General features: G+C 71.0%; 22 protein-coding genes. 7 read left to right on the top strand and 15 right to left on the bottom strand.

Features of this window, described 5'->3' with window-relative positions; genetic code table 11:
- Positions 1–10 precede the first annotated feature (10 nt).
- Both lhgD and ABT294_RS21655 read right to left on the bottom strand, forming a co-directional pair.
- A complete protein-coding gene (lhgD, locus tag ABT294_RS21660; RefSeq protein ID WP_350807914.1) occupies positions 11–1,198 on the bottom strand; it encodes an L-2-hydroxyglutarate dehydrogenase in 1,188 nt (395 codons plus the stop codon).
- A complete protein-coding gene (locus ABT294_RS21655) occupies positions 1,195–2,208 on the bottom strand; it encodes an NAD-dependent epimerase/dehydratase family protein (protein ID WP_350807913.1) in 1,014 nt (337 codons plus the stop codon). The genes lhgD and ABT294_RS21655 overlap by 4 nt, the downstream gene beginning before the upstream one ends.
- Before the next feature lie 78 nt (positions 2,209–2,286).
- On the opposite strand from ABT294_RS21655, the gene ABT294_RS21650 reads away from it, so the two are divergent.
- A complete protein-coding gene (locus ABT294_RS21650) occupies positions 2,287–2,661 on the top strand; it encodes a hypothetical protein (protein ID WP_350807912.1) in 375 nt (124 codons plus the stop codon).
- Positions 2,662–2,663: 2 nt separating this feature from the next.
- Here ABT294_RS21650 and ABT294_RS21645 read toward each other — a convergent pair whose 3' ends face one another.
- The 4 genes from ABT294_RS21645 to ABT294_RS21630 form a co-directional block, all read right to left on the bottom strand.
- Complete coding sequence (locus ABT294_RS21645; protein ID WP_350807911.1) at positions 2,664–3,278, bottom strand: TetR/AcrR family transcriptional regulator; 615 nt, start codon at positions 3,276–3,278, stop codon at positions 2,664–2,666.
- Positions 3,279–3,345: 67 nt separating this feature from the next.
- The gene (locus tag ABT294_RS21640) at positions 3,346–4,062 is read right to left on the bottom strand and encodes a sulfotransferase family protein (protein WP_350807910.1); all 717 of its coding nucleotides are present in this window, start codon (positions 4,060–4,062) and stop codon (positions 3,346–3,348) included.
- A 214-nt stretch (positions 4,063–4,276) separates the two neighbouring features.
- Positions 4,277–5,266 (bottom strand): hypothetical protein, encoded by a 990-nt coding sequence (locus ABT294_RS21635; RefSeq protein ID WP_350807908.1) that lies wholly within the window; start codon positions 5,264–5,266, stop codon positions 4,277–4,279.
- Between the two features lie 46 nt (positions 5,267–5,312).
- Positions 5,313–6,584 carry an MATE family efflux transporter gene (locus ABT294_RS21630; RefSeq protein ID WP_350807907.1) on the bottom strand — a complete coding sequence of 424 codons (1,272 nt, stop codon included), beginning with the start codon at positions 6,582–6,584 and terminating at the stop codon, positions 5,313–5,315.
- A 60-nt stretch (positions 6,585–6,644) separates the two neighbouring features.
- Here ABT294_RS21630 and ABT294_RS21625 point away from each other — a divergent pair, with 60 nt between their 5' ends.
- Positions 6,645–7,613, top strand: coding sequence for an aldo/keto reductase (locus ABT294_RS21625; protein ID WP_350807906.1), 969 nt, complete (start codon positions 6,645–6,647; stop codon positions 7,611–7,613).
- A gap of 95 nt (positions 7,614–7,708) precedes the next feature.
- Here ABT294_RS21625 and thpR read toward each other — a convergent pair whose 3' ends face one another.
- From thpR to ABT294_RS21610, 3 genes are read right to left on the bottom strand one after another with little or no spacing between them, the layout of a single operon-like run.
- Positions 7,709–8,266, bottom strand: coding sequence for an RNA 2',3'-cyclic phosphodiesterase (gene thpR / locus ABT294_RS21620; RefSeq protein ID WP_350807905.1), 558 nt, complete (start codon positions 8,264–8,266; stop codon positions 7,709–7,711).
- Between the two features lie 20 nt (positions 8,267–8,286).
- Positions 8,287–9,510 (bottom strand): MFS transporter, encoded by a 1,224-nt coding sequence (locus ABT294_RS21615; protein ID WP_350807904.1) that lies wholly within the window; start codon positions 9,508–9,510, stop codon positions 8,287–8,289.
- A gap of 23 nt (positions 9,511–9,533) precedes the next feature.
- Positions 9,534–9,989, bottom strand: coding sequence for a MarR family winged helix-turn-helix transcriptional regulator (locus ABT294_RS21610; RefSeq protein WP_350807903.1), 456 nt, complete (start codon positions 9,987–9,989; stop codon positions 9,534–9,536).
- A 260-nt stretch (positions 9,990–10,249) separates the two neighbouring features.
- Between ABT294_RS21610 and ABT294_RS21605 the strand changes: the two genes are divergently transcribed.
- Positions 10,250–10,741, top strand: a complete 492-nt coding sequence (locus tag ABT294_RS21605) for an RICIN domain-containing protein (protein ID WP_350807901.1) — start codon at positions 10,250–10,252, stop codon at positions 10,739–10,741.
- A 45-nt stretch (positions 10,742–10,786) separates the two neighbouring features.
- On the opposite strand, the gene ABT294_RS21600 is transcribed toward ABT294_RS21605, so the two are convergent.
- Positions 10,787–12,256, bottom strand: a complete 1,470-nt coding sequence (locus ABT294_RS21600) for an NCS2 family permease (RefSeq protein WP_350807899.1) — start codon at positions 12,254–12,256, stop codon at positions 10,787–10,789.
- Between the two features lie 56 nt (positions 12,257–12,312).
- On the opposite strand from ABT294_RS21600, the gene ABT294_RS21595 reads away from it, so the two are divergent.
- Entirely contained in the window at positions 12,313–12,528 is a 216-nt protein-coding gene (locus tag ABT294_RS21595; protein WP_350807897.1) for a DUF2530 domain-containing protein, read from the top strand.
- Positions 12,529–12,627: 99 nt separating this feature from the next.
- Here ABT294_RS21595 and ABT294_RS21590 read toward each other — a convergent pair whose 3' ends face one another.
- Positions 12,628–15,726, bottom strand: coding sequence for a sacsin N-terminal ATP-binding-like domain-containing protein (locus ABT294_RS21590; RefSeq protein WP_350807895.1), 3,099 nt, complete (start codon positions 15,724–15,726; stop codon positions 12,628–12,630).
- Between the two features lie 428 nt (positions 15,727–16,154).
- Positions 16,155–16,955, bottom strand: a complete 801-nt coding sequence (locus tag ABT294_RS21585) for a DUF3027 domain-containing protein (protein ID WP_350807893.1) — start codon at positions 16,953–16,955, stop codon at positions 16,155–16,157.
- A 371-nt stretch (positions 16,956–17,326) separates the two neighbouring features.
- On the opposite strand from ABT294_RS21585, the gene ABT294_RS21580 reads away from it, so the two are divergent.
- On the top strand, positions 17,327–18,994 hold the full coding sequence (locus ABT294_RS21580) for an MFS transporter (protein ID WP_350807891.1): 1,668 nt from the start codon (positions 17,327–17,329) through the stop codon (positions 18,992–18,994).
- Here ABT294_RS21580 and ABT294_RS21575 read toward each other — a convergent pair.
- Complete coding sequence (locus ABT294_RS21575) at positions 18,991–19,386, bottom strand: cold-shock protein (RefSeq protein ID WP_350807889.1); 396 nt, start codon at positions 19,384–19,386, stop codon at positions 18,991–18,993. The genes ABT294_RS21580 and ABT294_RS21575 overlap by 4 nt on opposite strands.
- 90 nt (positions 19,387–19,476) lie before the next feature.
- Positions 19,477–20,097, bottom strand: coding sequence for an HAD family hydrolase (locus tag ABT294_RS21570; RefSeq protein WP_350807887.1), 621 nt, complete (start codon positions 20,095–20,097; stop codon positions 19,477–19,479).
- 99 nt (positions 20,098–20,196) lie between these two features.
- Between ABT294_RS21570 and ABT294_RS21565 the strand changes: the two genes are divergently transcribed.
- Entirely contained in the window at positions 20,197–20,598 is a 402-nt protein-coding gene (locus ABT294_RS21565) for a hypothetical protein (RefSeq protein WP_350807885.1), read from the top strand.
- Between the two features lie 34 nt (positions 20,599–20,632).
- Positions 20,633–21,250 carry a TetR/AcrR family transcriptional regulator gene (locus tag ABT294_RS21560; RefSeq protein ID WP_350807883.1) on the top strand — a complete coding sequence of 206 codons (618 nt, stop codon included), beginning with the start codon at positions 20,633–20,635 and terminating at the stop codon, positions 21,248–21,250.
- Here the strand turns inward: ABT294_RS21560 and ABT294_RS21555 are convergent.
- Positions 21,243–22,016, bottom strand: coding sequence for a hypothetical protein (locus tag ABT294_RS21555; RefSeq protein WP_350807881.1), 774 nt, complete (start codon positions 22,014–22,016; stop codon positions 21,243–21,245). The genes ABT294_RS21560 and ABT294_RS21555 overlap by 8 nt on opposite strands.
- Between the last annotated feature and the right edge of the window lie 41 nt (positions 22,017–22,057).

Below are 22,057 nucleotides of genomic sequence, written 5' to 3'. Positions count from 1 at the left end.
AAGCATGCCCTCATCGGACCAGTGCTGGGACAATTCCGGCGATGTGCCGGGCAATTGCCAGGCTGGACGTCGCCGCCGGGGAGGGCGCGTTGCGTACCAGCACGATGCCGCCGTGGACGTCCACGGCGAAGTCGTCGACCAGGCGGCCGTCCCTGGCCACGGCCTGGGCGCGCACGCCGCCTTCGGCCCTGCGCAGGTCGGCGGCGGTCAGTTCCGGGACGTAACGCCGGGCCGCCTGCAGGAAGGCGCGCTTGGCCAGCGAGCCGTAGACCTCCTTGATCCCGGTGCGCCAGTGCTTCCTGGCCATGCGGTAGGTGCCCGGCCAGGCGGCGATCTGCGGAATGTTCCGGATATCTCGCCATCTGTAGCCTTCGTAGGCGAGGGCCAGCACGGCGTTCGGCCCGACCAGCACCTCGCCGTCGATGTGCCGGGTCAGATGGACGCCGAGGAACGGGTAGCGCGGGTCGGGCACCGGATAGATCAGCCCGCGCACCAGCTCCCTCGCCTGCCCGGCCAGCGCGTAGTACTCGCCCCTGAACGGGACGATCCGCAGGTCGCCCGGGTCGCCGGCCATCCTGGCGACGGCGTCCGTGCCGAGCCCCGCGCACACCACCAGCCGGTCGAAGGCGAACCTCCGCCCGGCCGCCAGCACCTCCACGCCCCTGGACGTCTGCCTGATCGCCCCGACCCGGTGGCTGAGCCGTACCGAACCGCCCTGCGCGGCCACGTCCAGTGCGAGCCTGCGCGCGACGGCGGGGAAGTCGGTGATCGCGGTGTGCGGCGAGTGGACCGCGCCGACGCCGACCGCGTGCGGCTCGACCTCGCGCAGCCCGAGCGCGTCGAGCTCGGCGATGCCCGGCACGCCGTTGGCCCTGGCGCGCTCGGCCAGCGCGGCGAGCATCGGCCGCTCAGCCCGGGTGCTCGCCACGACCAGCTTGCCGACCTCCTGGTACGGCAGGCCGTGCTGGGCGCAGTACTCCTTGAGCAGCGCCACGCCCTCGCGGCAGAGCCTGGCCTTGAGCGAGCCCGGCGGGTAGTAGATGCCCGCGTGCACGACGCCGCTGTTGTGGCCGGTCTGGTGCGCGCCGACGTGGTCCTCCTTGTCGAGCACGGTCACCTCGGCGCCGCGGCCGCCCAGCTCGCGCGCGACGGCCAGGCCGACGATGCCCGCGCCGACGACCCCAATCCTCTCTGTCACGCAGCCAGTCTGCCGACTTTGCGGCGATCGAGGTGCCCTTCGGCGACCAACCACCGCAATGTGTCCGAAACGGTTTGTTCCACCGGGCGCAGGACCAGGTCGAGCTCCTTGAGCGCGGGCCGGTCGTCGGTGGGCACGAGGGTGAGCATGAAGTCGGCGGCGTCGCGGGTGAGCGGGTAGTCGATCCTGACGCGCGCGGCCTTGAGCCCGTCCAGTGCCGCCGCCGCGCCGCGCAGCAGGGCGGCGGGCAGCCGGTACGTCCGCGCCTTCCGGCCGGTCAGCTGCCGACAGAGGGACGCCATCTCCGCCCATTTCACGAAATGTCCCCCGAGCAGGTAGCGGCGGTCGCCCTTCCCCGGCTCGAAGCAGCGCGCCAGCGCGACGGCCAGATCGCGGACGTCCAGCACACTCACCCCGCCCGGCACGACCGGCCACCCCCACCGCATCCCGGCCCTGATGCCCTCGTTGAGCGCGTCGAGCGTCGGCTGCCCCGGCCCGACGACGCCGCCCGGGTAGACGATGGTCACCCCGTCCAGCTGCCTGGCGTAGCGCTCCCCCTCGACCTTGGAGCGGCCGTAGGCGTTCCGCGGACCGGCCAGCGGGCTCTCTGCGGTGATGACGGGGCTTGCGGGCGGCACGAACACGGCCACGGTCGAGACGTGCACCACCGGATCGAGCCCCAGCTCGACGGCCTGCCCGAGCACGTTGCGCAGCCCGGCCACGTTCGCCCCCCGCAGGTCGGCGTCCCGCCCGGTGACCCCCATGTCGGCGGCGGCGTGCAGCACGCCGTCGCAGCCGTCGAGCGCCTCCCGTACCGCACGGGCGTCCCGGACGTCCCCGGCCCGCAACCCGTCGGCTCCCAACCGCTCCGCCGATTCCAGCCGCGACAGAACACGTCGCGCTTTTTCCGGATTTCGCACCAGAACCCGGACCTCATACCCCTCGGCGAGCAACGCGGCGACCGCGTGCGACCCGACGAATCCCGACGCACCGGTCACCAAGACGCGCATGCTCGCCAAACTAGCGCTCACTTGGGACAGCCTTCAACCACTCTCGGCGCGAGACTCGAACATGAGTACGATGGTCGCATGTACGTCCCGCCGGAGTGGCCGGTCGAGGTGCGGCCACCGAGTGTCCCCGACTGGGAGAACTCGGCCGTGGCCTGGCTGCTCGACGCCGTCCCGCCCGACTACCGGGCCTACGAAGTGCTCCGCCGCCACCCGATCGCCCTGGCCCGGATGGCGGCTCACCACGTCCACGCGGTCACCGAGGCGGCGCGCACCGGCTACCGCAACGCGGCGGTCGACCTCAAGGAGCATCTGCCGCCGCACGCGATAGAGGCGGTGCTCGACGCCTACCGCGAGGAGGGCCCCCGCCTGGTGCGCCTCGCCCGCTCCATCGAGGTCGTCGAGCGGGCCCTGCGCGGCGAGGGCTTCACCGCGACCCTGCGCCGCCGGCCCTGAGGTCAGGGAGCGGCCGCCTCGGCGTCGAGGAGCGCGCGGACGAGCGGCACGGCCAGCCGCAGGACGTCGTCCAGGTCGGCCTCGGCCAGGTCGGGCATGCGGAGCAGGTGGCGGTGGACGGTGATGCCGAACATCACCGCACCCGCCAGCGCCGCCCGCAGCCGCGCGTCGGGCCCGCTCACCCCGGGCGCGATCTGGTCGATCGCCTCCGAGGTCACGTGCTCGCGCAGCATCTGGGCGGCTTCCTCGCTGGTCAGGCTGGTACGCAGGAGCACGGCCATCGGGCCGTCGGGGGCGGTGCCCCACCGTTCGAGCATGGCACGCAGGTAGTTCTCGGCGGAGCGGCCCGGGTCGTCGTCGGCCAGGGAGCCGACGTCGACGCAGAAGTCGAGGGACTCGCGGAAGAGCTGCTGCTTGGTGCCGAAGTACTGGATGACCGAGGACTTGTCGACGCCCGCCTCGGCGGCGATCGCGCGGATGGTGGCCCGCTCGTAGCCGAGCTCGCCGAAGGTCCGGCGGGCGGCCTCCAGGATCCGGCGCCGCGTGCGCCGCCCCTTGCTCTCCGCCTCACCCGCCTGCTCGGACGGGGAGCGAGCGGCGATCTCGGCTGCCGACATGGATCACCACCTCCTGCTGGCCCCCGATGGTACTGGGATCGGCGGCCTGGCAGGAGGCGGCGCTGACCTAGTGGCTCCGCGGGAAGGCGGAGGCGATGTCGCCTCCCGCCACCAGCTCCTGGAACATGCGGCTCATCGACTCGGAGTCGTTGAGATGCGGGAACGGCTCGCCGTCGGGTACGTCGACGCCGAGGAACTCGCAGAGCGGGCCCCATCCCTGACGCACGTCGAACACCAGGAGCCGGTTCGCGGGCAGGCTCTCCTTCACGGCGTCCACGTGCCGCTCGAACGCCTCGATGGCGATCTTCTCCTCGGGCATGCCCTCCTCGAAGTTCCAGGCGTCACCGAAGGCGTTCCGCCCGATCCTGTCCAGCACCGGGCCCATCTTCCCCATCGCCGTGAAGACGGCGATCGCCTTTTCCGGCAGTTGCGACGGATCCGCCGCGAAGGCCCGGCGGGGGCCGTTGTCGATGAGGTTCTGCATGCTGACGTACCAGCGCTGGGGGTCGCGGACGGTCAGGACGACCTTGGCCTCGGGGTAGGCCGCGGCCTGCTCGCGCCAGAAGCCGCTGGCAGGCCAGTCCTGGGCTGACTGGTAGCCGGCGAAGACCTGCTCCCAGTCGAGCGGCTCGCCGGAGGCTGCGGGCAGCCACCGCTCGACGTGCTCGGGGTGGGTCAGGATCTCGAACATGTGGTAACACGGGCCGAAGCCCAGCCGCTCCAGTGCGGCTTTCATCGAGCTGGTTCCGGTGCGCGGGAAGCCCGCGCCGATCACTTTCAGCATTCCGTGTCTCCCGTTCCGTCGGCGCACGCGGGGTTTTCGCGCGCCTCAGACCCGAGAGTAAAGTGGCAGCAAAGAGAACTCAACAGCTGTACAGTTTTTATCTTGGTCAATTGACCAGGTATTACGTCAGACCCACCCAGATCGCCCAGACGGCAACACACACAGGTCCGCGGGCGTGCCCGCCGCCGCTGCCCGCTCGAGGAAGGCGGGGGCGTTACCGGGTGCGGCGGGCGAGGAAGACGATGACGCCGGTGGCGCCCGCGGCCGCGGCGAGCCAGATCAGGATGTCCCGGCCCGTCAGCCCGCCCGACTCGGCGGCCACCGCGACGTCGGGAGACTTCCGGGCGTCGGCCCGGTCGGCGGCGGGGCTGAGCGTGGGCTCCGGCGAGGACGAGCGCTGCTCCGCGTCAGGAAGGGGGACGCGGTAGACGGGGCTGTCGACGCCCTCGCTGCCCGTCAGCAGCGCCTTGCCGTCGCGGGTGTAGGCGATCGACTCGGCCTGCTTCAGCTCGGGCATCGAGAGCTTGGCGATCGTGTGCCCGTCAGGCCGGTAGAGGGTGGCGGAGAAGTACGTCCTGATGACGTAGCTGGACCCGTCGGGCGCGTAGGCGGCGTCCGTGGCCATGATCGGAGCCGAGCCGATCTTGCGCAGCTTGTTGGTCCCGCTCGTGCGCAACCGGCTCGGCGCCTCGTAGACGGACCCGGAGAACTCCTTGGACACCACGTACAGCCGCCCGGTCCGCGGGTGGACCATGATGCCCTCGGCGTTGCGTCCGCCGCCCTCGTACCTGAAGCGGTAGCGGACGGCGGGCAGCGTGGCGTCGTGCAGGCTGGTCGGCTCCATGACCTTGTAGACGGACACGTCGGGCCAGGCGCCGTCGAGGTTGTCGCCGATGTCGGCGAACCAGAGCACGCCGCGCCCGGTCTCGGGGTCCTTGCTGGCGGCCATGGCCTCCCAGTCGCGCGCCTGCGCGCCCTGCAGCCGGTACGTCGCCCTGGTCCTGCCGTCCTCGCCGACGGCGTAGAACACCGGCTCGGCCGAGCTGTCGTTGTGGGTGTAGTAGATGCCGTCACGCGTCGGCGACACGGCCAGCCCGCTCGACTCGGTGATCCGCGGGTCGCGGAAGGTGAACAGCTTCCGCGTGCCGTCGTCGGCGGCGGCCGGCGTTCCCGGGAGCACGCAGGCCGAGAGCACGCACGTCACGCCTGCCACCGCAAGCGCTCGAATCAGGACATCCCCCACGCCGCCATCATGCCCCAACAGGGTCCGCGTCTATCCGCGCGCTGTGCCGGTGGAAGCCGGCGCCCTGGAGCACGACCAGCAGCGCGTTGCCTGCCGCCATGGCGACCCACAGCCCGGTGATCCCCCACGTCGCGGCGACGGGAACGGCGGCCACGGCCAGCAGGCCGTACCCGATGGCGAAGTAGCCGAGGCTGGCGCCCGACCGCTTGAGCGCGGTGAGCCCGAAGCCCTGCACGGCCTGGGCGGCGTCCGCCATGGACGACAGCAGCATCAGCGGCACCAGCGCGAGCACCCTGGCCCTGACCGCCGGATCGTCGCTGAACAGCCCGATCAGCGGGTCGCCGAGCACCAGCAGCGCCAGCGCGCCGACGGACGCCCCCGAGACGGCCAGCAGCGCGGCCGTCCGATTGACCCGCCGCACGGCCGCGGCGCCGACGGCCCTGGCCATCTCGGGCACGGACGCCTGCGCGACGGCCAGCGAGGCGAGCATGGTGAACCCGGTCAGCGTGCTGAGGACGGCGTGCGCGGCGGCGTCGCGGGTGTTGGTCGTGGTGGCCGCGAACGTGATCACGCCGAGCGTGCCGAACTTGATCAGCACGGTGCCGGCGAGCGGCAGGCTCACTCTGGCCAGGCGGATGATCTCGGCGAACCGCGGCCTCCCCCGCCCGATGGGCCTGCGCAGCGCGCGGCGCAGGCAGAGGTTGGAGATGACGACCCCGGCGACGCCCGAGGCGAGGTCCGCGACGCCCATGCCGGTGAGCCCGATCCGGGGCACGAGGACGAGTGACAGCACGATGACGGTCGCCGTACTGGCCAGGCTGGACCAGAGCACCTGGCGGCTGCGTCCGATGGCGACGAGCACGGTGGTCGCGCCGCCGCCCGAGGCGAAGACCACCAGGTAGAGGGCGAGCAGCCAGGGCAGCGGCCCGAGCTCGCCCACCACCTCCTCCGGCACGCCGGAGACCCTGGCCAGCGGCGGCACGCAGAGCACCGCGAGCGCGCCCGCCAAGCCGACGAGGAGGCTGAGCCAGCGCGCGTCACGCAGGATCGGCAGGGCGGCGGCGGGGTCGTCGCGATGCGGGGCGACGAACGGCGACAGGCCGCGCAGCGCGCCCGCGACGGCGGTGGAGGCGGGGTTCAGCACGGCGGTCATGACCGCGAACGCGGCCAGCGTGACGGTCGCGTGCCGCCCCAGCACGGACGTGACCACCAGCGACCCCACCATGCCGGTGACCATCGAGAGGAACAGCGGCACCGCCGAGCGGAGGAGAATGATCACAGAATCACCCAGACGACCCTACTAGCCTGGAGCGCACTCCAGGTACTTAAGGTCGGATACATGGATTACGTGAACCTCGGACGCAGCGGGCTCCAGGTCAGCCCGCTCTGCCTCGGCACCATGAACTTCGGCCCGGTGACCACGGAGGAGGACTCCTTCGCGATCATGGACAGGGCTCACGAGCTGGGCATCAACTTCTTCGACACGGCCAACGTCTACGGATGGAAGCTGGGCGAGGGCATCACGGAGCACATCATCGGCCGGTGGTTCGCCCAGGGCGGCGGACGCCGGGAGAAGACCGTCATCGCGACCAAGCTCTACGGCGGGATGAGCGACTGGCCCAACGACCAGAAGCTGTCCGCGCTCAACATCCGCAGGGCCTGCGACGCCTCGCTGAAGCGCCTGCAGACCGACTACATCGACATCTACCAGGCCCACCACGTCGACAGGGACACCCCGTTCGACGAGTTCTGGGAGGCGATGGAGGTCCTGCGCCAGCAGGGCAAGATCATCTACGTCGGCTCGTCCAACTTCGCCGGATGGCACATCGCCAAGGCGCAGGAGACGGCCGCCAAGCGGGGCACGCTCGGCCTCGTCAGCGAGCAGAGTCACTACAACCTGCTGACCCGTACGGTCGAGTTGGAAGTGCTGCCCGCGTGCGAGGACTACGGCCTCGGCGTGATCCCCTGGAGCCCGCTGGCCGGTGGCCTGCTCGGCGGCGTGCTGCGCAAGATCGACAAGGGCCGCTCGGCCAGCGACACCATGGTCAAGCAGCTCGAGAAGCACCGCGACAAGGTCGAGCAGTACGAGAAGTTCTGCGACGAGCTGGGCGAGAACCCCGCCGACGTGGCGCTGGCCTGGCTGCTCAGGCAGCGGGCGGTCGTCGCCCCGATCATCGGGCCGCGCACCATGGAGCAGCTCGACGGCAGCATGCGGACGCTGGAGATCACGCTGGACGACCAGGCGCTGGCCCGCCTCGACGAGATCTTCCCCGGCCACCGCACCGCGCCGGAGGACTACGCCTGGTAACTCAGGTCAGCAGCGCGCCGACGAGCACGATCAGCAGGAGGAGGCCGAGCACGATGGGCAGCAGCCAGGAGCGAGGACGGTCCACGACCTGGAGCCTAATCCCGCCGAACAGGTGATAGCGCCCATTTCGCAAGTGACTCGTACCTCACCTGCGCTCCGAGATGGCTGCGTACGAGGTGAACGGCCTCCGCCCGCCAGACAGAGCCGCTGAACCCGGAGAGTGACTCAACCAGCGGGCGGAGATCCACCTCAGTTTTAGCGCGTCCAAGCGTCAGATGTGGGTGGAATCGCTTTTCATCCGTGTGCGCGGCGCCGGCCCGCCGGCCGGCCGCCCGCAGCGAGTCGACCAGCCGGTTCATCGGGTCCCCCGACAAACCAGCCCAGAACACTCTGGCTCGTCCCGCCGAGGAGAATCCGCCGAACCCGGTGAAGGCCACGTCCAGGACGTCGTGACGGCGCACGGCCCGCGCCAGCCGGGTCTCCAGGTCGGGCAGGGCCCCCTCCGGCACCTCGCCGAAGAAGGCCAGCGTGATGTGCCAGGTGGCGCGGTCCGGCCAGCGCAGGCCCGGCACCCGCCCGACGTGCGGCGCGATCGCCTGCTCGACCTCGTCGAGCACCTCGCCGGGCGGCTGCAGGGCCGTGAAGAGCCTCATGCCAACCGATTGTGTCTGACTCAGGCCACTGCCAGCGCCGGTCTGGCCGTGCGGGCCCCGATCATTCTCGTCATCAGGACGGCCAGCCCGGTGCCCACCAGCACCAGCACGCCCGAGAGCATGACGCCCATCCGGGGGCCGCCGAGGTCGGACAGCCAGCCGATGAGCGGGGCGCCGACGGGGGCGCCGCCGGTGAAGACCAGCATGTAGATGCCCATGACCCGGCCGCGCATGTCGGGCGACGTGGCCAGCTGCACGCTCGCGTTCGCGGCGGTGTTGATCGTGATCAGCGCGATGCCGGTGGGGATCAGCAGCAGCAGGTACACCGGGTAGAACGGGGAGAGCCCCGTGACGATCTGGAACAGCCCGAACCCGATCGCCCCCGCGATCAGCGTCCTGCGCGACGGCATGGCCCTGCGCGCGGCGAGCAGCGCGCCACCCAGCGCGCCGACCGCGAACATGCTGGACGCCAGCCCGAACGAGGAGGCCCCCGCCTTGAACTCCTCGCGCGCCATCAGCGCGATCGACATCGAGAACGACTGGGAGAACATCGACACGAACGCGATCAGCAGGATCGGCATGAGCAGCTCTTCGCGCTCGATCACATAGCGCAGACCCTCGCGGAGCTGCCCCTTGGCCCTCGGCACCCGCTCGGCCGGGTTCAGCTCGGACTTCCGCATGAAGACCAGGCTGGAGATCACGGCGGCGAAGGTGAGCCCGTTGATCAGGAAGATCGGGCCCGTGCTGCCGAGCAGCGAGATCAGCACGCCGGCGATGGCCGGGCCCACGACGCGGGCCAGGTTGAAGCTGGAGCTGTTGAGCGCGATCGCGTTCGACAGGTCGCGACGGCCGACCATCTCGACCACGAACGCCTGCCTGGTCGGCACCTCGACGCAGGAGATGATGCCGAGCGTGAACGCCATCACGTACACGTGCCATACCTGGGCGCTGCCGGTCATCGTGAGCACGGCCATCGTGAGCGCCAGCACGGCCATCAGCGACTGCGCCGCGATGAGGATCGGCCGCTTGGGGTAGCGGTCGGCGAGCACGCCGCCGAACAGCCCGAAGAGCAGCATCGGCAGGAACTGCAGCGCGGTCGCGGTGCCCAGCGCCGCAGCGCTGCCGTGGGTCAGGTCGAGCACCAGCCAGTCCTGGGCGGTGCGTTGCAGCCAGCCACCGACGTTGGAGACGGCACCGCCGGCTGCGAACATGCGGTAGTTGCGAACCCTGAGTGACCGGAACATTCCGGTGCCGGGTTCCTCGGGTTCTAGATCTTGCTGAGTTTCTCCAGGATCGGTGCCGCCTGCCGGAGAATCGCCCGCTCCTCGGGAGTCAGCTCCTTCAGCCGCTGGGTCAGCCACGCCTCCTTGCGGCGTCGCTCCTCCTTCAGCAGGGTCTGGGCGGCCTCGGTCACGGTCACGGTCACCTGTCGCCGGTCGGCCGGGTGCGGGGTACGGGAGACCAGGCCGCGTTCCTCGAGCGTGGCGATCACGCGCGTCATCGAGGGCGGCTGCACCTTCTCGAGCTCGGCCAATTCGCCGGGGGTTATCCCGGAATGCCGTTCTACCGCGGCGAGCGTCGCGAACTGTGTGGGAGTCAGCGAGTGCGCTGCCGCCTGTCGTCGGAGTCGCCTGGTCAGCCGCGCCAGCGACACGCGCAGGGCTGAAGCCAGGCCTGCGTCGCTGCGCAGGTCCATCTTGGGGTGCTGGTTCTTGGTTAGCATGAGTCATTACCTTTGCTAACTATAGACGATCGCAAGATATTTCCCTAGGTCAGTTTTTGCTCTTCGGTACCCAGTGAGCCGCGTTCCGCACCCGTGCCCATGGGAAGCCACCTGCTGCCCGGACCCTACCCGGGCCGCGAGGCCACGGACACCTCGTCGAGCCCCTGGCCGAAGCCGGTGCAGAACACCTCGAACCACCTCGCATTTGAATGCATCTCACGTACAGCACGAGATGGCTCGACGATGAACTGAGGGCAACGATGTCGTTAACGAAAGTCGGCGTGATGATCGCCGCGGCCGCTGCGGGAGTCGCGCTCATGGCCGCCCCGGCCGCGGCCTCCGCCCCCAAGCGGATCAAGATCTCCGGTTACAACCTCTGCCTGGACGTCCGGGACTTCAACGGCAAGAACGGCGCCACCGTCCAGCTGTGGAAGTGCAACCACAACGCCAACCAGCTCTGGACCATGAACGCCGACGGCAGCGTCCGCAGCGCACTCAACGGCAAGTGCCTCGACATCAGGGACTTCAACGGCAAGAACCGCGCCGCCGTCCAGCTGTGGAAGTGCAGCGGCCGGTCGAACCAGCAGTGGTACCTGGGCGGCTCCAAGTACGGCAGGTCCGGCTACCAGACCATCCGCAGCCGCATGAACCACAAGTGCCTCGACGCGACGGACAAGCAGCACGCGAACGGCACGCCGATGCAAATGTGGAGGTGCCACGGCGGCTGGAACCAGTCCTTCGAGTGGGTCTGATCCGGCGTGCTTCCGGGGCACCGGTCTTCGCCGGTGCCCCGAACGTCAGCCCAGCCCGAGGAGGACCTTGATGGGGCCCATGGCGAAGTAGACCGCGAAGAGGACGGCGACCAGCCACAGGAGCGGGTGGACCGCACGGGCCTTGCCCCTCACCGCCTTGATCAGGACGTAGCTGACGAAGCCCGCGCCGATCCCGTTCGAGACCGAGTAGGTGAACGGCATGACCACGATCGTGAGGAACGCCGGGATGGCGGTGTCGTAGTCGGTGAAGTCGATGTCGCGGATGGCCGTCATCATCAGGAAGCCGACCACGACCAGCGCGGGCGCGGCCGCCTCGTACGGCACGACCTCGACCAGCGGCGCGAAGAAGATCGCCACCAGGAAGAGCAGGCCGGTGACCACGCTGGCCAGCCCGGTGCGCGCGCCCTCCCCGACCCCGGCCGCCGACTCGATGTAGGTGGTGTTGGACGAGACCGAGCCCGCGCCTCCCGCCGCCGCGCCGATCGAGTCCACGAGCAGGATCTGGCGGGTGCGCGGCAGCATGCCCTGCTCGTCGACCAGCCCGGCCTGGCGTCCGACGCCGACCATGGTGCCCATGGTGTCGAAGAAGTCGGTGATCAGCAGCGTGAACACGAACAGCACGGCCAGCAGCACCGAGCCGTGGGTGAACGCGCCGATCGGGTCGAACTCCTTGAACAGGACGAGCGGGTTCTCGAACCCGAAGATCTTCTCCGGCACGGTCGGCACGTTCAGCATCCAGCCGCCCGCGTTCTCCGGGGACGCCTTGCCAGGGCTGGCGAGCAGCTCGACGACCGCGGCAAGCACGGTGGTCCCGACGATCCCGATCAGGATCGCGCCCTTGACCTTGCGGGCCACCAGCGCCGCGGTGATGAGCAACCCGACCACGAACACGAAGATCGGCCAGGACGTGAGGTTGCCCCCGATGCCCAGCTCCAGCGGCGTGCCCGCGCCTTTGCGGACGAAGCCCGAGTCCACGAAGCCGATCAACGCGATGAACAGGCCGATCCCCACGCTGATGGCGGTCTTCAACTGGCCGGGGATGGCGTTGAAGACCGCCACTCTGAACCCGGTCAGCACCAGGATGGCGATGATCACGCCTTCCACGAAGACCAGCCCCATCGCCTCCTCCCAGCTCATCTTGGGAGCGATGGTGAAGGTGACGAAGGCGTTCAGGCCGAGCCCGGCGGCCATCGCGAAGGGCACCCGTCCGACGACGCCCATGAGGATGGTCAGGACCCCGGCGAGGAACGCCGTTCCCGCCGCCACCAGGGGGATGTCGAACGTCGAGCCGTCGCCGATGAACTGCTGGTGGGCGTCCTTGCCTGTGGCGATGATGAGCGGGTTCAACACGACGATGTAGGCCATGGTGAAGAAGGTGGCGAGCCCGCCGCGGACCTCGCGGGAGATCGTCGAGCCTCGTTCGGTGATGGAGAAGAAGCGGTCTATTGCACTATTTGTGTCACTCACGCGCGAAGAGTGGCAGTAAGGGTTCATCTGCGAAAAGAGCCGGTAATCGGATCGAGACCTGATTGGAAGCTAGGCTGGATCGCGTGAAGCGGCAGTGGCACCCCGATCCAGAGCCGATCAAGACCAACGACACGGCGGCGGTCGCCGTCGGCACCGCCCTGTGGGCGGTCGCCCTGGTCGTTCTCCTGATCTTCCGTCCGGCACCGGAGAACACCTGGTGGATCTGGACGTGCGCGACCGGCGTCGGGTTCGGCCTGTTCGGCCTCTGGTTCGTCCGCCGACGAGCCTCCCGCCCCTGACCACCACCGGAACGGCAAGCCCCGGCCGCAGCCGCCTGAGCGGCAAGATCTGACAAGCGCAGGCTCCCGCCCCTTGATCGGCAAGGGGCGGGGAGCGGGTCAGGACAGGTCGGCCTCCGCCAGCAGAAGCGGGACGGCGGAGGGGTCGCGCAGCAGCGCGGCGACCGCCAGCCGGTCGTTCCACTGCCCCGTGGCCCAGGCCAGCCCGCGCGCCAACCCCTCGGGACCGGTGCAGTGCACGGCGCCCTCGAAGAACCGCCACGTGCAGGGGACGCCGTCGACCAGCAGCTTCTCGTGCTCGACGTAGGTCTCGGGGGCCGTGGGGAGCAGGGAGCGCACCTCCGGCGGCACCTGCCGCACCTCGCCCGCCGACGTCACCTGCCCCTGCGCGATCTCACCGGCGAGCGGCAGGTCGAGCAGCTCGGACAGCGACTCGGCCAGGTCGTACGACGCGAGCACCAGCGGATGGTCGGTGACGAGCTGGAGCAGGTCGGGCGCCTCCACCACCACGGCGTCTTCGGCCGCGGCCACCACGATGTCGCCGCCGAGCACCGCCCGCACCCGCGACGGCGGCGCGACCCGGCTCGCCTCGACCCCCGCCAGCGCCATCCACAGCGCGCGCAACTGGGCCCTGTCGACCTCGATCGACTCGTCGGCCATCAGGTCGAGCAGCTCCTCCGGGCCGCCGTGGGACGCCAGCAGATCGGCCAGCGTCGTGCGGACGCCGAGCATCGCCAGCGCCGCCTCGTCGAGCCCGCTGGGCGCGTCGCCGTACAGGCCCTGGAGCAGCGGGTCGGCGCCGGGCAGCCGCAGCTCGCCCGGCTTGCGCCCGCCCAGCACGGGATGGCGCGCCAGCCACCACGCGGTGTAGGACGGCACCTCGACGCCCTCGACGCGCAGCGGATGCAGCGCACCCCGCAGCGGCGGCCTGGTCAGCAACGCCAGCGCGGCGGGCCAGTCGGCGACCAGCTCAAGGTCGCGAACCGCCACGAACTCGGGCACCACAGGCGGCACGTCGAGCTCCGGCAGCAGGTCGAGGACGTGGTCGAGCCAGTCGTCCTCTCCGTCGAGGTCGTGGTCGCAGTCGTCGTGGTCGAGGAGCACGTCGGAGTCGTGCACCACGGCGAACCCGTCGAGCACTCCGGCGGCGGCCAGCACCCGCGCCCCGTACGCCTCCTCCAGCTCGGACGCGGCCACCCCGAGGTGGGTGTCGGGCTCCAGCAGCCCGGCCAGCTCCCCGTCGGCCAGCATGAGCTCGCCCGCCGGGTACAGCTCGCCGTCGGCGCCGCGCAGCGCCAGCTCGGCCAGCCACGGCGCCTCGCCCGGCACCAGGCCCGCCGCCTCCACCAGGGACAGCACAGCCCGCGCCACCGGCTCGGGATCGGGGCTGTCGAGCGACTCGGAGACAGCCGCCTTCGTGAGCGGATCCTCCAGCACGGTCCGCGGCGTCGCCTCGGCGGCCCCGAGCCGGAGCAGCAACGGGTGCGCCCCCTCCGGATGCACGATCCGCAACCCGAGCGGCGCAAGATCAAGCCCCGCCCCGGCCGGCGCGGAGGCGCCCAGCCCGGTAGCCGCCTTCAGCCGGGCGGCGCCGCCGAGCTCCAGGATGAGCGTGCCGCGCGGACCGCGGACCAGCCGTCCGTCGGCCAGCGGCACCGGCAGCGCGCCCAGCGCCTCGGGGTCGTCGGCGGGCAGCACCTCGTACAGCGACCGCCACCAGGACGGCTCCCTGCCCTCGACCACCTCGCCCGACAGCAGGTCGACCACCTCGGACAGCTCGACCCTGCGCACTCCGAGCGCGTTCATGGCCGGATGCCTGGCGGGCCACCCGGCGGGCAGCAGCCCCGGGACGATCTCGGCGATCGTCTCAAGCAGCTCGCCCGACCCGGCGACCACGGCCGCCTCGCGCCCGGCGACCAGCCAGACGCCCGCCTCGGGCTCCCGCGCGGGGTGCTCGACCTGCCACTCGGCGTCGGGCTCGTAGACCTCGGCGTCGGCGAACGACGGGGTCTGCACCGCAGGCGCGGGAGCGGACAGCGCGGGCAGCAGCGGAGTGTCGGGCAGCCGTTCCAGGATGGCCCGCCGGATGCGCGCGTCGAGCTCGCCCTTGCCCATGAGCGCGGGGACGAGGTCGAGCAGCTTCGGCGTGGCAGGCAACTCGCGGAGCAGCCGCACGTACGCGTCGGCGACCCGCTCGACCAGGAAACCGGTCAGCGGGCCCTTCGCCACGTGCCGCCGGTCGGTCGCCATCGGGAAGGACGCGATGAGCAGCGCGGGCAGGGCGAGCGGCTCGTCGCTCGGCGTCGGCGCGTGCACCACGGGGGGCACGGCCGAGGGCAGCGGCCCCGGCTCCGCCACCTCGGCGGCGCCGGACGCCCCCGCCAGCGGGACGGCCCAGCGAACGGACCAGAACGGCCGGGCCCGCTCCTCCGTGGGACGGTCGGCGAAGAAGGCCGCCACCTGCTCGGGAGTGAACTCGCCCGACTCGGAGACGACGTGCCAGCCGTCGGCCACCACGGTGCGGGACTCGCCGTTGAGGGTGATCTCGATCGCGGTCAGGGCGGGCATGCCCAGCAGCAGGGCCGGGCTGGTCTCCTCCAGCATGCGCCGGACCGCCGCCTCCGCCGCCTCGTCGCGCAGCGGCAGCCGCACCAGCGTGTCGAACCCGTCGGGCACGTCCAGCGGGTCGGCCGCGAACGGGAGACGCAACAGGGGGACGTGACCGGCCCGGTCGGCCAGCTCACCCGCCAGCGCCGGGATCGAGGCCACCGCCGCGGACGTCTCCTCGCGCGACCACCGGACCGCCCCGGCCTCCCGGGACCCGATCACCGGCGCGTCGCACACCGAGACCACCGCGGCGAAGCCGACGCCGAAACGGCCGGCCGCGCCCGCCTCGTCGCGCTTGCCGGAGACACGCAGCGTCGACAGACCCTCCACGCCCGTGGCGTCGAGCGGGGCGCCCGTGTTGGCCGCCGTCAGCTCGCCGTCGCGCAACGTGAGCCTGAGCACCCCTGGCACGCCGGCGCGCAGCGCCGCGTCGGCCGCGTTCTGCGCCAGTTCGACGATCAGCCGGTCTCGGTAGCCGCCGAGCGCGAAGTCCTCTTCGGCGTTGGCGTCCTCGCGGAACCTGGCGGGCGACGCCGCCCACGCGGCCAGCACCGCGGCGCGCATCCGGTCGGTGCCAAAGGTGTCGGTCATCGATCACGATCCTCGTTGTGGGTAGGGGGTCACCGTAGGCTAGCGGCCCCGACCGACGTTCACGGCCCGCGCGGACCGTCGCGGCCGAAACCCGCACCCACGACGGGCACCACACTGGTGCGACGCCGACCGAACGCCCCGGCCCTGCATCGGACCGTCAGCCCACGCCTGACACCACGCTCTGGCCACGCCGGTCGCAACCACCGGTCGCAGCCACCACCACATTCCCGGCAGCACCGGCCCGAACCGTCACTCACCGCTCCCGCGCCGCCGACCGAAACCGCAGCCGACGCCACGTCCCCGCAGCGCGGGACCGAACCGTCACTCACCGCCGACCGAAACCACGTTCCGCAGCGCCGACCCACGGCCGACACCACGCTCTCACCGCGCCGACGCCCACGGCCGACAGTGGGCCTGGACGCCCGGCGTCAGGAGTGGCCGAGCTCCTCGCTGGCCGACTCGTCGACCGAGCCCGCCTCCTCCTCGATCAGGTCGAAGCCCAGGTCGTCGAGGATCGGGGTGGCCGCCTCCATCGGCGGCGGCATGACCGCGGCCTCGGAGTGCGCGCCGCAGCCGTGGTCGGCGGCGACCACGCGGCCGTCGTCGGGCGCGTACTCATTCGTGCAGACCCCGAACGTCTGCCGGAGCCCACCCGCGAGCAGCCAGTAGAACCCACAGGTGGAACACTGCGCGGGAGCGGCGTGTGCGATCGGAGTGTGCGGCCCGTGCTCGCCCGAGTGCCAGCGCCTGGCCGCCCGGTCCCTGCCGATGGCCGAGAGCACACGGGCCCGGCCCAGGCCGTACTCGAAAACCGTCTGGCGATCGACGTCGTCGTCGGTCTCGGTGAAGCCGGGCGCCAGCCGGTCGTCGTCCTCCGGCGTCGGCAGCAGGTCGCCGACGCCGAGGTCGCCGGGACGCAGCCGCTCGCTCCACGGCAGCCATTCGGGGGCGAGCAGCGCACCGGAGCCAGGCAGCAGCACGGCCTCGCTGACCGTGACCTTCTTCGCCCGCGAGGCTCGCGTAACGGTGACGGCCCAGCGCCAGCCGCGGTAGGCCCGGTCGAGGCAGGCGAAGTAGTGGGTGACGATCCGGTCACCCTCGCCCTCGTAGCCCAGGTGCTCGCCGGGCTCGCCAGGACGCGCGAGTTCCTCGGCGGCGGCGCGGGCCAGCTCCACCGCGGCGACACAGGCCTGGTCGGGCGCGGAGACGCGGGTCCGAGTGCGGGTCATGAGACCGCCTCCGCCAAAAGGTGCTGTTCGCTCACACTTCATTCTCACCCATGGCGGGACCTGAAGATGCCCACATGCCGAGCTCCGTAGGCACACAGATCTCACGTTGCCGCCTCATCCATGGCAGCACCCGAGGTCACACGGGTCCTGTCTGCCACGCCAGGACCGAATGGCGCAGCAGCCCGATCACGCCTCCGGAACCCACGATCATCGCCGAATACGCACACATCACGATTTCGCCTCCACGTCCTCAAATGGTCCTTAAAACTCATAAATCCGGACTTGCGGCAATGCCCACGAGCGGGAGCAGAAAGCGCACGCGTCCCGATCCGCCTCCTAGATCCCGAACGCGTCGGGTAAGACTGGTAGGCGTGGAGAGTGGCTGGCGGCACATGTCACGCCGCGTCGGGCACGGAGTCGCCGACGCCGGCCGTGCGACCGCGCGCGCCACACGGGCGACCGCCAGCGGCGCCAAGCGCGCGAGCGTGGCCACCGCCAGGGGGGCGCGGAGCGTCGGCAGAGGCGCCCGGGGTGTCGGCAGGGCCACGCGCCGCCTCACCCACGCCAACGGCGCCGACCGCACCGGGCTCGGCCGCCTGATCGAGCTCACCGCCGGCCACAGCGCGGGCGACGCGGTGGTCACGGTCGCGCTGGCGAGCACCGTCTTCTTCGGCGTCCCCGTCGGCGAGGCGCGCGGGCCCGTGGCGCTCTACCTGGTCATCACGATGCTGCCGTTCGCGCTGCTCGCGCCGTTCGTCGGGCCGATCCTCGACCGGTTCAGGTCCGGACGCCGCTACGTGATGGCCGGCACCCTGTTCGGCCGCGGCCTGCTCTGCTTCGCGATGGCCGCCGCCGTGGGCCCCGGCGACCTGGTGACGCTGTTCGGCGGTGCGCTGGGCGTCCTGGTGCTGTCGAAGGCCTACAACGTGTCGCGTGCGGCGATCATGCCGAGCGTGCTGCCTGCCGACATCACGCTGGTGTCGGCCAACGCGCGGGTGGCGCTGTTCTCGCTGGTGTCGGCGGGTGTGGCGGTGCCCATCGGCGCGGGCCTGACCGCGTGGCTCGGCAGCGCCGTCACGCTGCGCGTCGCGATGGCCGTGTTCCTCCTGGTCGGCGTCGTCTCCCTGCGGCTGCCCCGGCACGTCGACTCGCCCGACCTGGAGGACGTGGACGCCGAGGAGGGCAGGCCGCCGCGCTGGCGGACCCTGCTCAACGTGGGCCCGGCGGTGGCCGAGGCGGTCTGGGCGAACGTGGCCATCCGCCTGTTCTCCGGGTTCCTGCTGTTCTTCATGCTCTTCCTGGTGCAGGACAAGGGCGTGCCGTGGCTGTCGGAGCGCGCGCCGTTCTTCGACGTCCCGAAGACGATCGCGGTGCTGGCGGCGGCGGCCGGGCTGGGCGGCCTGCTGGGCGCGGCGGTCGCCAACTGGACGCGCAACCACGCGCCCCAGCTCATCGTGCTGCTCACGCTGGCCGTGACCGGCGCGACCACGATCGCGACGGCCGTCTTCTTCGGCCTGTGGGCCGCGGTCGCGCTCTCACTGATCACCGCGTTCGCCCAGGAACTGGGCAAGCTCGCGCTCGACGCGATCGTCCAGCGCGAGATCGGCGAGGAGGTGCGCTCGTCCACGTTCGGCGTGGTCGAGGCGGTCTTGCAGCTCGCCTGGGTGTTCGGCGGGCTGGTCGGGCTGGTGCTGTCGCTGGCGGAGAACAGCCTGGCGGGGCTGGTCACGCTGGCCGTGGTGCTGACCGTCAGCCTGGGCTGGCTGGTCGTCAGGAGGAGGAAGCGCGTCCGCGCGGCGGACGCCAGGGTCCGCGCGGACGCGCACGACCAACGCGAACCCGACCTGTCCGGGCAAACGGCCGCCGGCCCGGACGAGCCACCTCCACACCAGCCGAACCCGCACGAGCCGAGCCCGTACGACCGGACGGAGCCCGACGTGCGCGAGCCGAGCCCGTACGACCGGACGGAGCCCGACGTGCGCGAGCCGCGCTCGGACTCCCTAGACCCGACGAAACCGCTGACCAACCCGCACGGCTAGGCGTCGAGGTCGTCGGCGACGGCCCTGAGCACCTGCGCGATCTTCTTGGCGTGCGCCGCGTCCGGGTGCTTGCCCCGCTGGTAGGACGTCGAGACGTCGTCGAGCAGTTTGATCAGATCCTCAACGATGACGACCATCTCGTCCGGCTTCTTCCGCTTGGCCTTGGGCTTCGGCTTGGCCAGCGTCGGCGGTTGGTCGAGGATCCGCACCGAGAGGGCCTGCTGGCCGCGCCGGCCCTCGGCCACGCCGAACTCCACCTTCTGGCCAGGCTTGAGCGGCCCGGCGCCGGCGGGCAGCGCGGAGGAATGCACGAAAACCTCACCACCGTCGTCGCGGGTGAGGAAGCCGAAACCCTTGTCGGCGTCGTACCACTTGACCTTGCCACTCGGCACAGGAGAGACCTCGTTCAAACAGTCGAAAAGGATGATGGACGTAGGTTATGCCCAGGAAGGCGCACAAGCGACCGGGTAATTTCCGGTCAATTACCGGACTTCATCGCGTCGGCGCCACTCGGCGAACCAGTCGGCGAATTCCGTCAGGTCTGTCAGCGCCACATCGGCTCCGTGCTCACGCAGCTCTCCTACCGTGTAGGGGCCTGTCGCGACCGTCACGCTGACGGCGTTTCCTGCCCGCGCCGCCTCGATGTCCGCGACGTGGTCACCAACATAGGCGGACGCACCGAAACGTGCGAGCGCCGAACCCTTCGCGGCGCCGAAAACCGAGCCGACGATCTCGTCAACAGGGAGCCCGAGGAGATTGACCGTGCTGGTCGCGTCGCGCCGGTTCTTTCCGGTGACCACGATGATCTTGCCGCCCTGGGCCCGCACGGCCTCCACGGCCTCGTGCGCTCCCTCCATGGCGGTGTGCGCCGGTACGCCGTACTCGGGGTAGATCTGCCGGAACAGTTCCGCCGCCGCGGGAATCTCCTCCGGCGGCAGCCAGTTGGCCAGCTCGTACTCCAGCGGCGGGCCGAGCCGGGCGGTGATCGCCTGGCTGTCGATGTCGATGCCGAGTCGCGCGGCCAGCTCGTCGTATACGGCCGCGATGCCCGATCGCGTGTCTGCCAATGTCATGTCCAGGTCGAATCCCACCGATGTCACCACATGTGCAGGATGCCAAACGACGACTCGCCCCGCGTAACGGGCCTTGTTGTGGGACGGTGGGAATGAGAAGAAAGGAATTACTTATCGCGAGGAGTGGTCATGACCGAGAGCCCGAAACCCCCGCAGGCCGGAGACCGCCTCGTCGCCACCTCCAGCCGGCCGCGTCCGCACCGTCCCGCGCGGCCGGCGCCCGCGCCGCCAGGGGTGCGGGCGTGGCAGCGGACGGTGGCCGTGCTGGTGTGGGCCGTCAGGGTGGCGTCCAGGCTGGCGGCGCTGGTACTCGTCCTCTACGCGCTGTTCAAGGTGTTCGGGGCCAACCAGGCGAACATCTGGTACCAGTTCGTCGAGTCGCTGGCCGGGTCGCTCTCGCTCGGGCTGGCCAACCTGTTCGAGCTCGCCGACGCGCGGTGGACGACCCTGGTCGACTACGGGCTCGCCGCGCTCGTGTGGCTGGTCATCGGCTCGGTCGTGGCGGGTCTCATCCGGCGCGCGGCTCCGTGACGGCTACGCTCCTCACGGAGGTAACAGGATAGACATGACCAGATCGACGCGTGAGCGGATCATCGACGAGGCCCTGCGACTGTTCGCCGAGCGCGGATACGCCGCCACCTCGGTGGCCGAGATCGAGGCTGCTTCCGGGCTCTCCCCCGGCGCCGGCGGGCTCTACCGGCACTTCAAGTCCAAGTACGAGGTGCTCGCCGCCGCGATCAACGAGCACGCCGCCCGCACCCGCGTCCAGGTCGCCGAGAGCCTGGACCAGCTGAGCGGCATGGAGTCGTCCGCAGCTCTGGAGGAGCGGCTGTCGCACCTGTGCCGGGCCGGGCTGGCCAAGGTGCGCGAGGAGTCGGAGCTGACCAGGGTGTTCTTCCGCGACCTCAGCCAGTTCCCCGAGCTGGTCACGGTGGTACGCGAAGGGCTGCTGCAGCCCATGTTCGACGCCATCACGACCTGGTTCCGCGCGCAGCCGGAGTACAGCGACGCCGAGCTCGACTGGACGGGCATCGCCGCCGTGCTCGGCGGTTCCGTGGTGCACTACCGGCTGTTCCAGGAGACCGTGGGCGAGTCGCCGGGCCACGCGGAGAAGGACCAGTTCGTCGAGGCGTGGGTACGGCTGGCCGTCGGCCTGCTGCCCAGCCCCGCTCCGGTCAGGTGACGTCGAGCAGGCGGTAGGCCAGCCAGACCACGCCCAGGCCCGTCCCGATCATGAACATCACGCCGCTGACGTCGAAGAACTCGACGAAGAAGGCCTGTAACCCGGGCTGACCGCCCACGCGCAGGCCGCCGACGAGCACTCCGCCCACCACGTAGCCGAGGATCGGCGCGCCGATCCCGAGCAGCCGGACACGCAGCGGCCAGCTGTCGCTCGACACCACCAGCACCGCGCCCAGCGCCCAGACCAGCACGGGCACCTGGAAGATCGCCACGGGCGCCAGGTCGAACGGCACCAGCAGCGCCGCCGCCACCAGGATCACCAGCGCGGTGGTCTCGCGCGGGTACTCCTTGACGACGGTCCTGGCGTCCCGTCCCTGGGTGGCCATCGGGTTCGCGCCGGCCATGACGGCCCTGCGCAGCCCCGCGAACGGCAGCCCGTGGGACCTCCTGCCCGGCGGGCGCTCCCGCAGCGCTTCCGGAGGCGTGACCACGTCGTCGACGATGCTGGGAGACGACACGCCCGGGGCGGTCGCGGGGGGCTCCGCCAGCCTGCGGGCCTCGCGCCGGGCCAGCGCCGCCGGATCGCCGAACCTGGCGAGCACCTTGGCCACCTGGCGGGCGTTCTGACTGCCCGCCCGCTCGGCCTCGATCCTGGCGCGCAGCCGCGTGGCGAAGTCGAGCCGCTGGTCAGGACGGAGCACGCCGTGAGCCGCGTCAGCCGCTCTGCTGACGTAGTTCAGGATGAGCTGGTCCGCTCGCTCGATCACGTGAGCCATGCTGCCCCAATCAGGAGGGACATACCATGGCA

It is taken from the genome of Nonomuraea sp. NPDC000554, from assembly GCF_040300065.1.
GTDB lineage: Bacteria > Actinomycetota > Actinomycetes > Streptosporangiales > Streptosporangiaceae > Nonomuraea.
The sequence above is the reverse complement of the archived record's forward strand: the minus strand, read 5'-3'. Positions and strand labels throughout refer to the sequence as shown.

Coding starts and splice junctions, on each gene's coding strand:
- ABT294_RS21565 (WP_350807885.1), top strand. CDS start 20,197: ATGACCGAGAGCCCGAAACCCCCGCAGGCCGGAGACCGCCTCGTCGCC.
- ABT294_RS21600 (WP_350807899.1), bottom strand. CDS start 12,256: ATGAACCCTTACTGCCACTCTTCGCGCGTGAGTGACACAAATAGTGCA.
- ABT294_RS21610 (WP_350807903.1), bottom strand. CDS start 9,989: ATGCTAACCAAGAACCAGCACCCCAAGATGGACCTGCGCAGCGACGCA.
- ABT294_RS21640 (WP_350807910.1), bottom strand. CDS start 4,062: ATGCTGAAAGTGATCGGCGCGGGCTTCCCGCGCACCGGAACCAGCTCG.
- ABT294_RS21645 (WP_350807911.1), bottom strand. CDS start 3,278: ATGTCGGCAGCCGAGATCGCCGCTCGCTCCCCGTCCGAGCAGGCGGGT.
- ABT294_RS21605 (WP_350807901.1), top strand. CDS start 10,250: ATGTCGTTAACGAAAGTCGGCGTGATGATCGCCGCGGCCGCTGCGGGA.
- thpR (WP_350807905.1), bottom strand. CDS start 8,266: ATGAGGCTCTTCACGGCCCTGCAGCCGCCCGGCGAGGTGCTCGACGAG.
- ABT294_RS21625 (WP_350807906.1), top strand. CDS start 6,645: ATGGATTACGTGAACCTCGGACGCAGCGGGCTCCAGGTCAGCCCGCTC.
- ABT294_RS21590 (WP_350807895.1), bottom strand. CDS start 15,726: ATGACCGACACCTTTGGCACCGACCGGATGCGCGCCGCGGTGCTGGCC.
- ABT294_RS21560 (WP_350807883.1), top strand. CDS start 20,633: ATGACCAGATCGACGCGTGAGCGGATCATCGACGAGGCCCTGCGACTG.
- ABT294_RS21650 (WP_350807912.1), top strand. CDS start 2,287: ATGTACGTCCCGCCGGAGTGGCCGGTCGAGGTGCGGCCACCGAGTGTC.
- ABT294_RS21655 (WP_350807913.1), bottom strand. CDS start 2,208: ATGCGCGTCTTGGTGACCGGTGCGTCGGGATTCGTCGGGTCGCACGCG.
- ABT294_RS21585 (WP_350807893.1), bottom strand. CDS start 16,955: ATGACCCGCACTCGGACCCGCGTCTCCGCGCCCGACCAGGCCTGTGTC.
- ABT294_RS21615 (WP_350807904.1), bottom strand. CDS start 9,510: ATGTTCCGGTCACTCAGGGTTCGCAACTACCGCATGTTCGCAGCCGGC.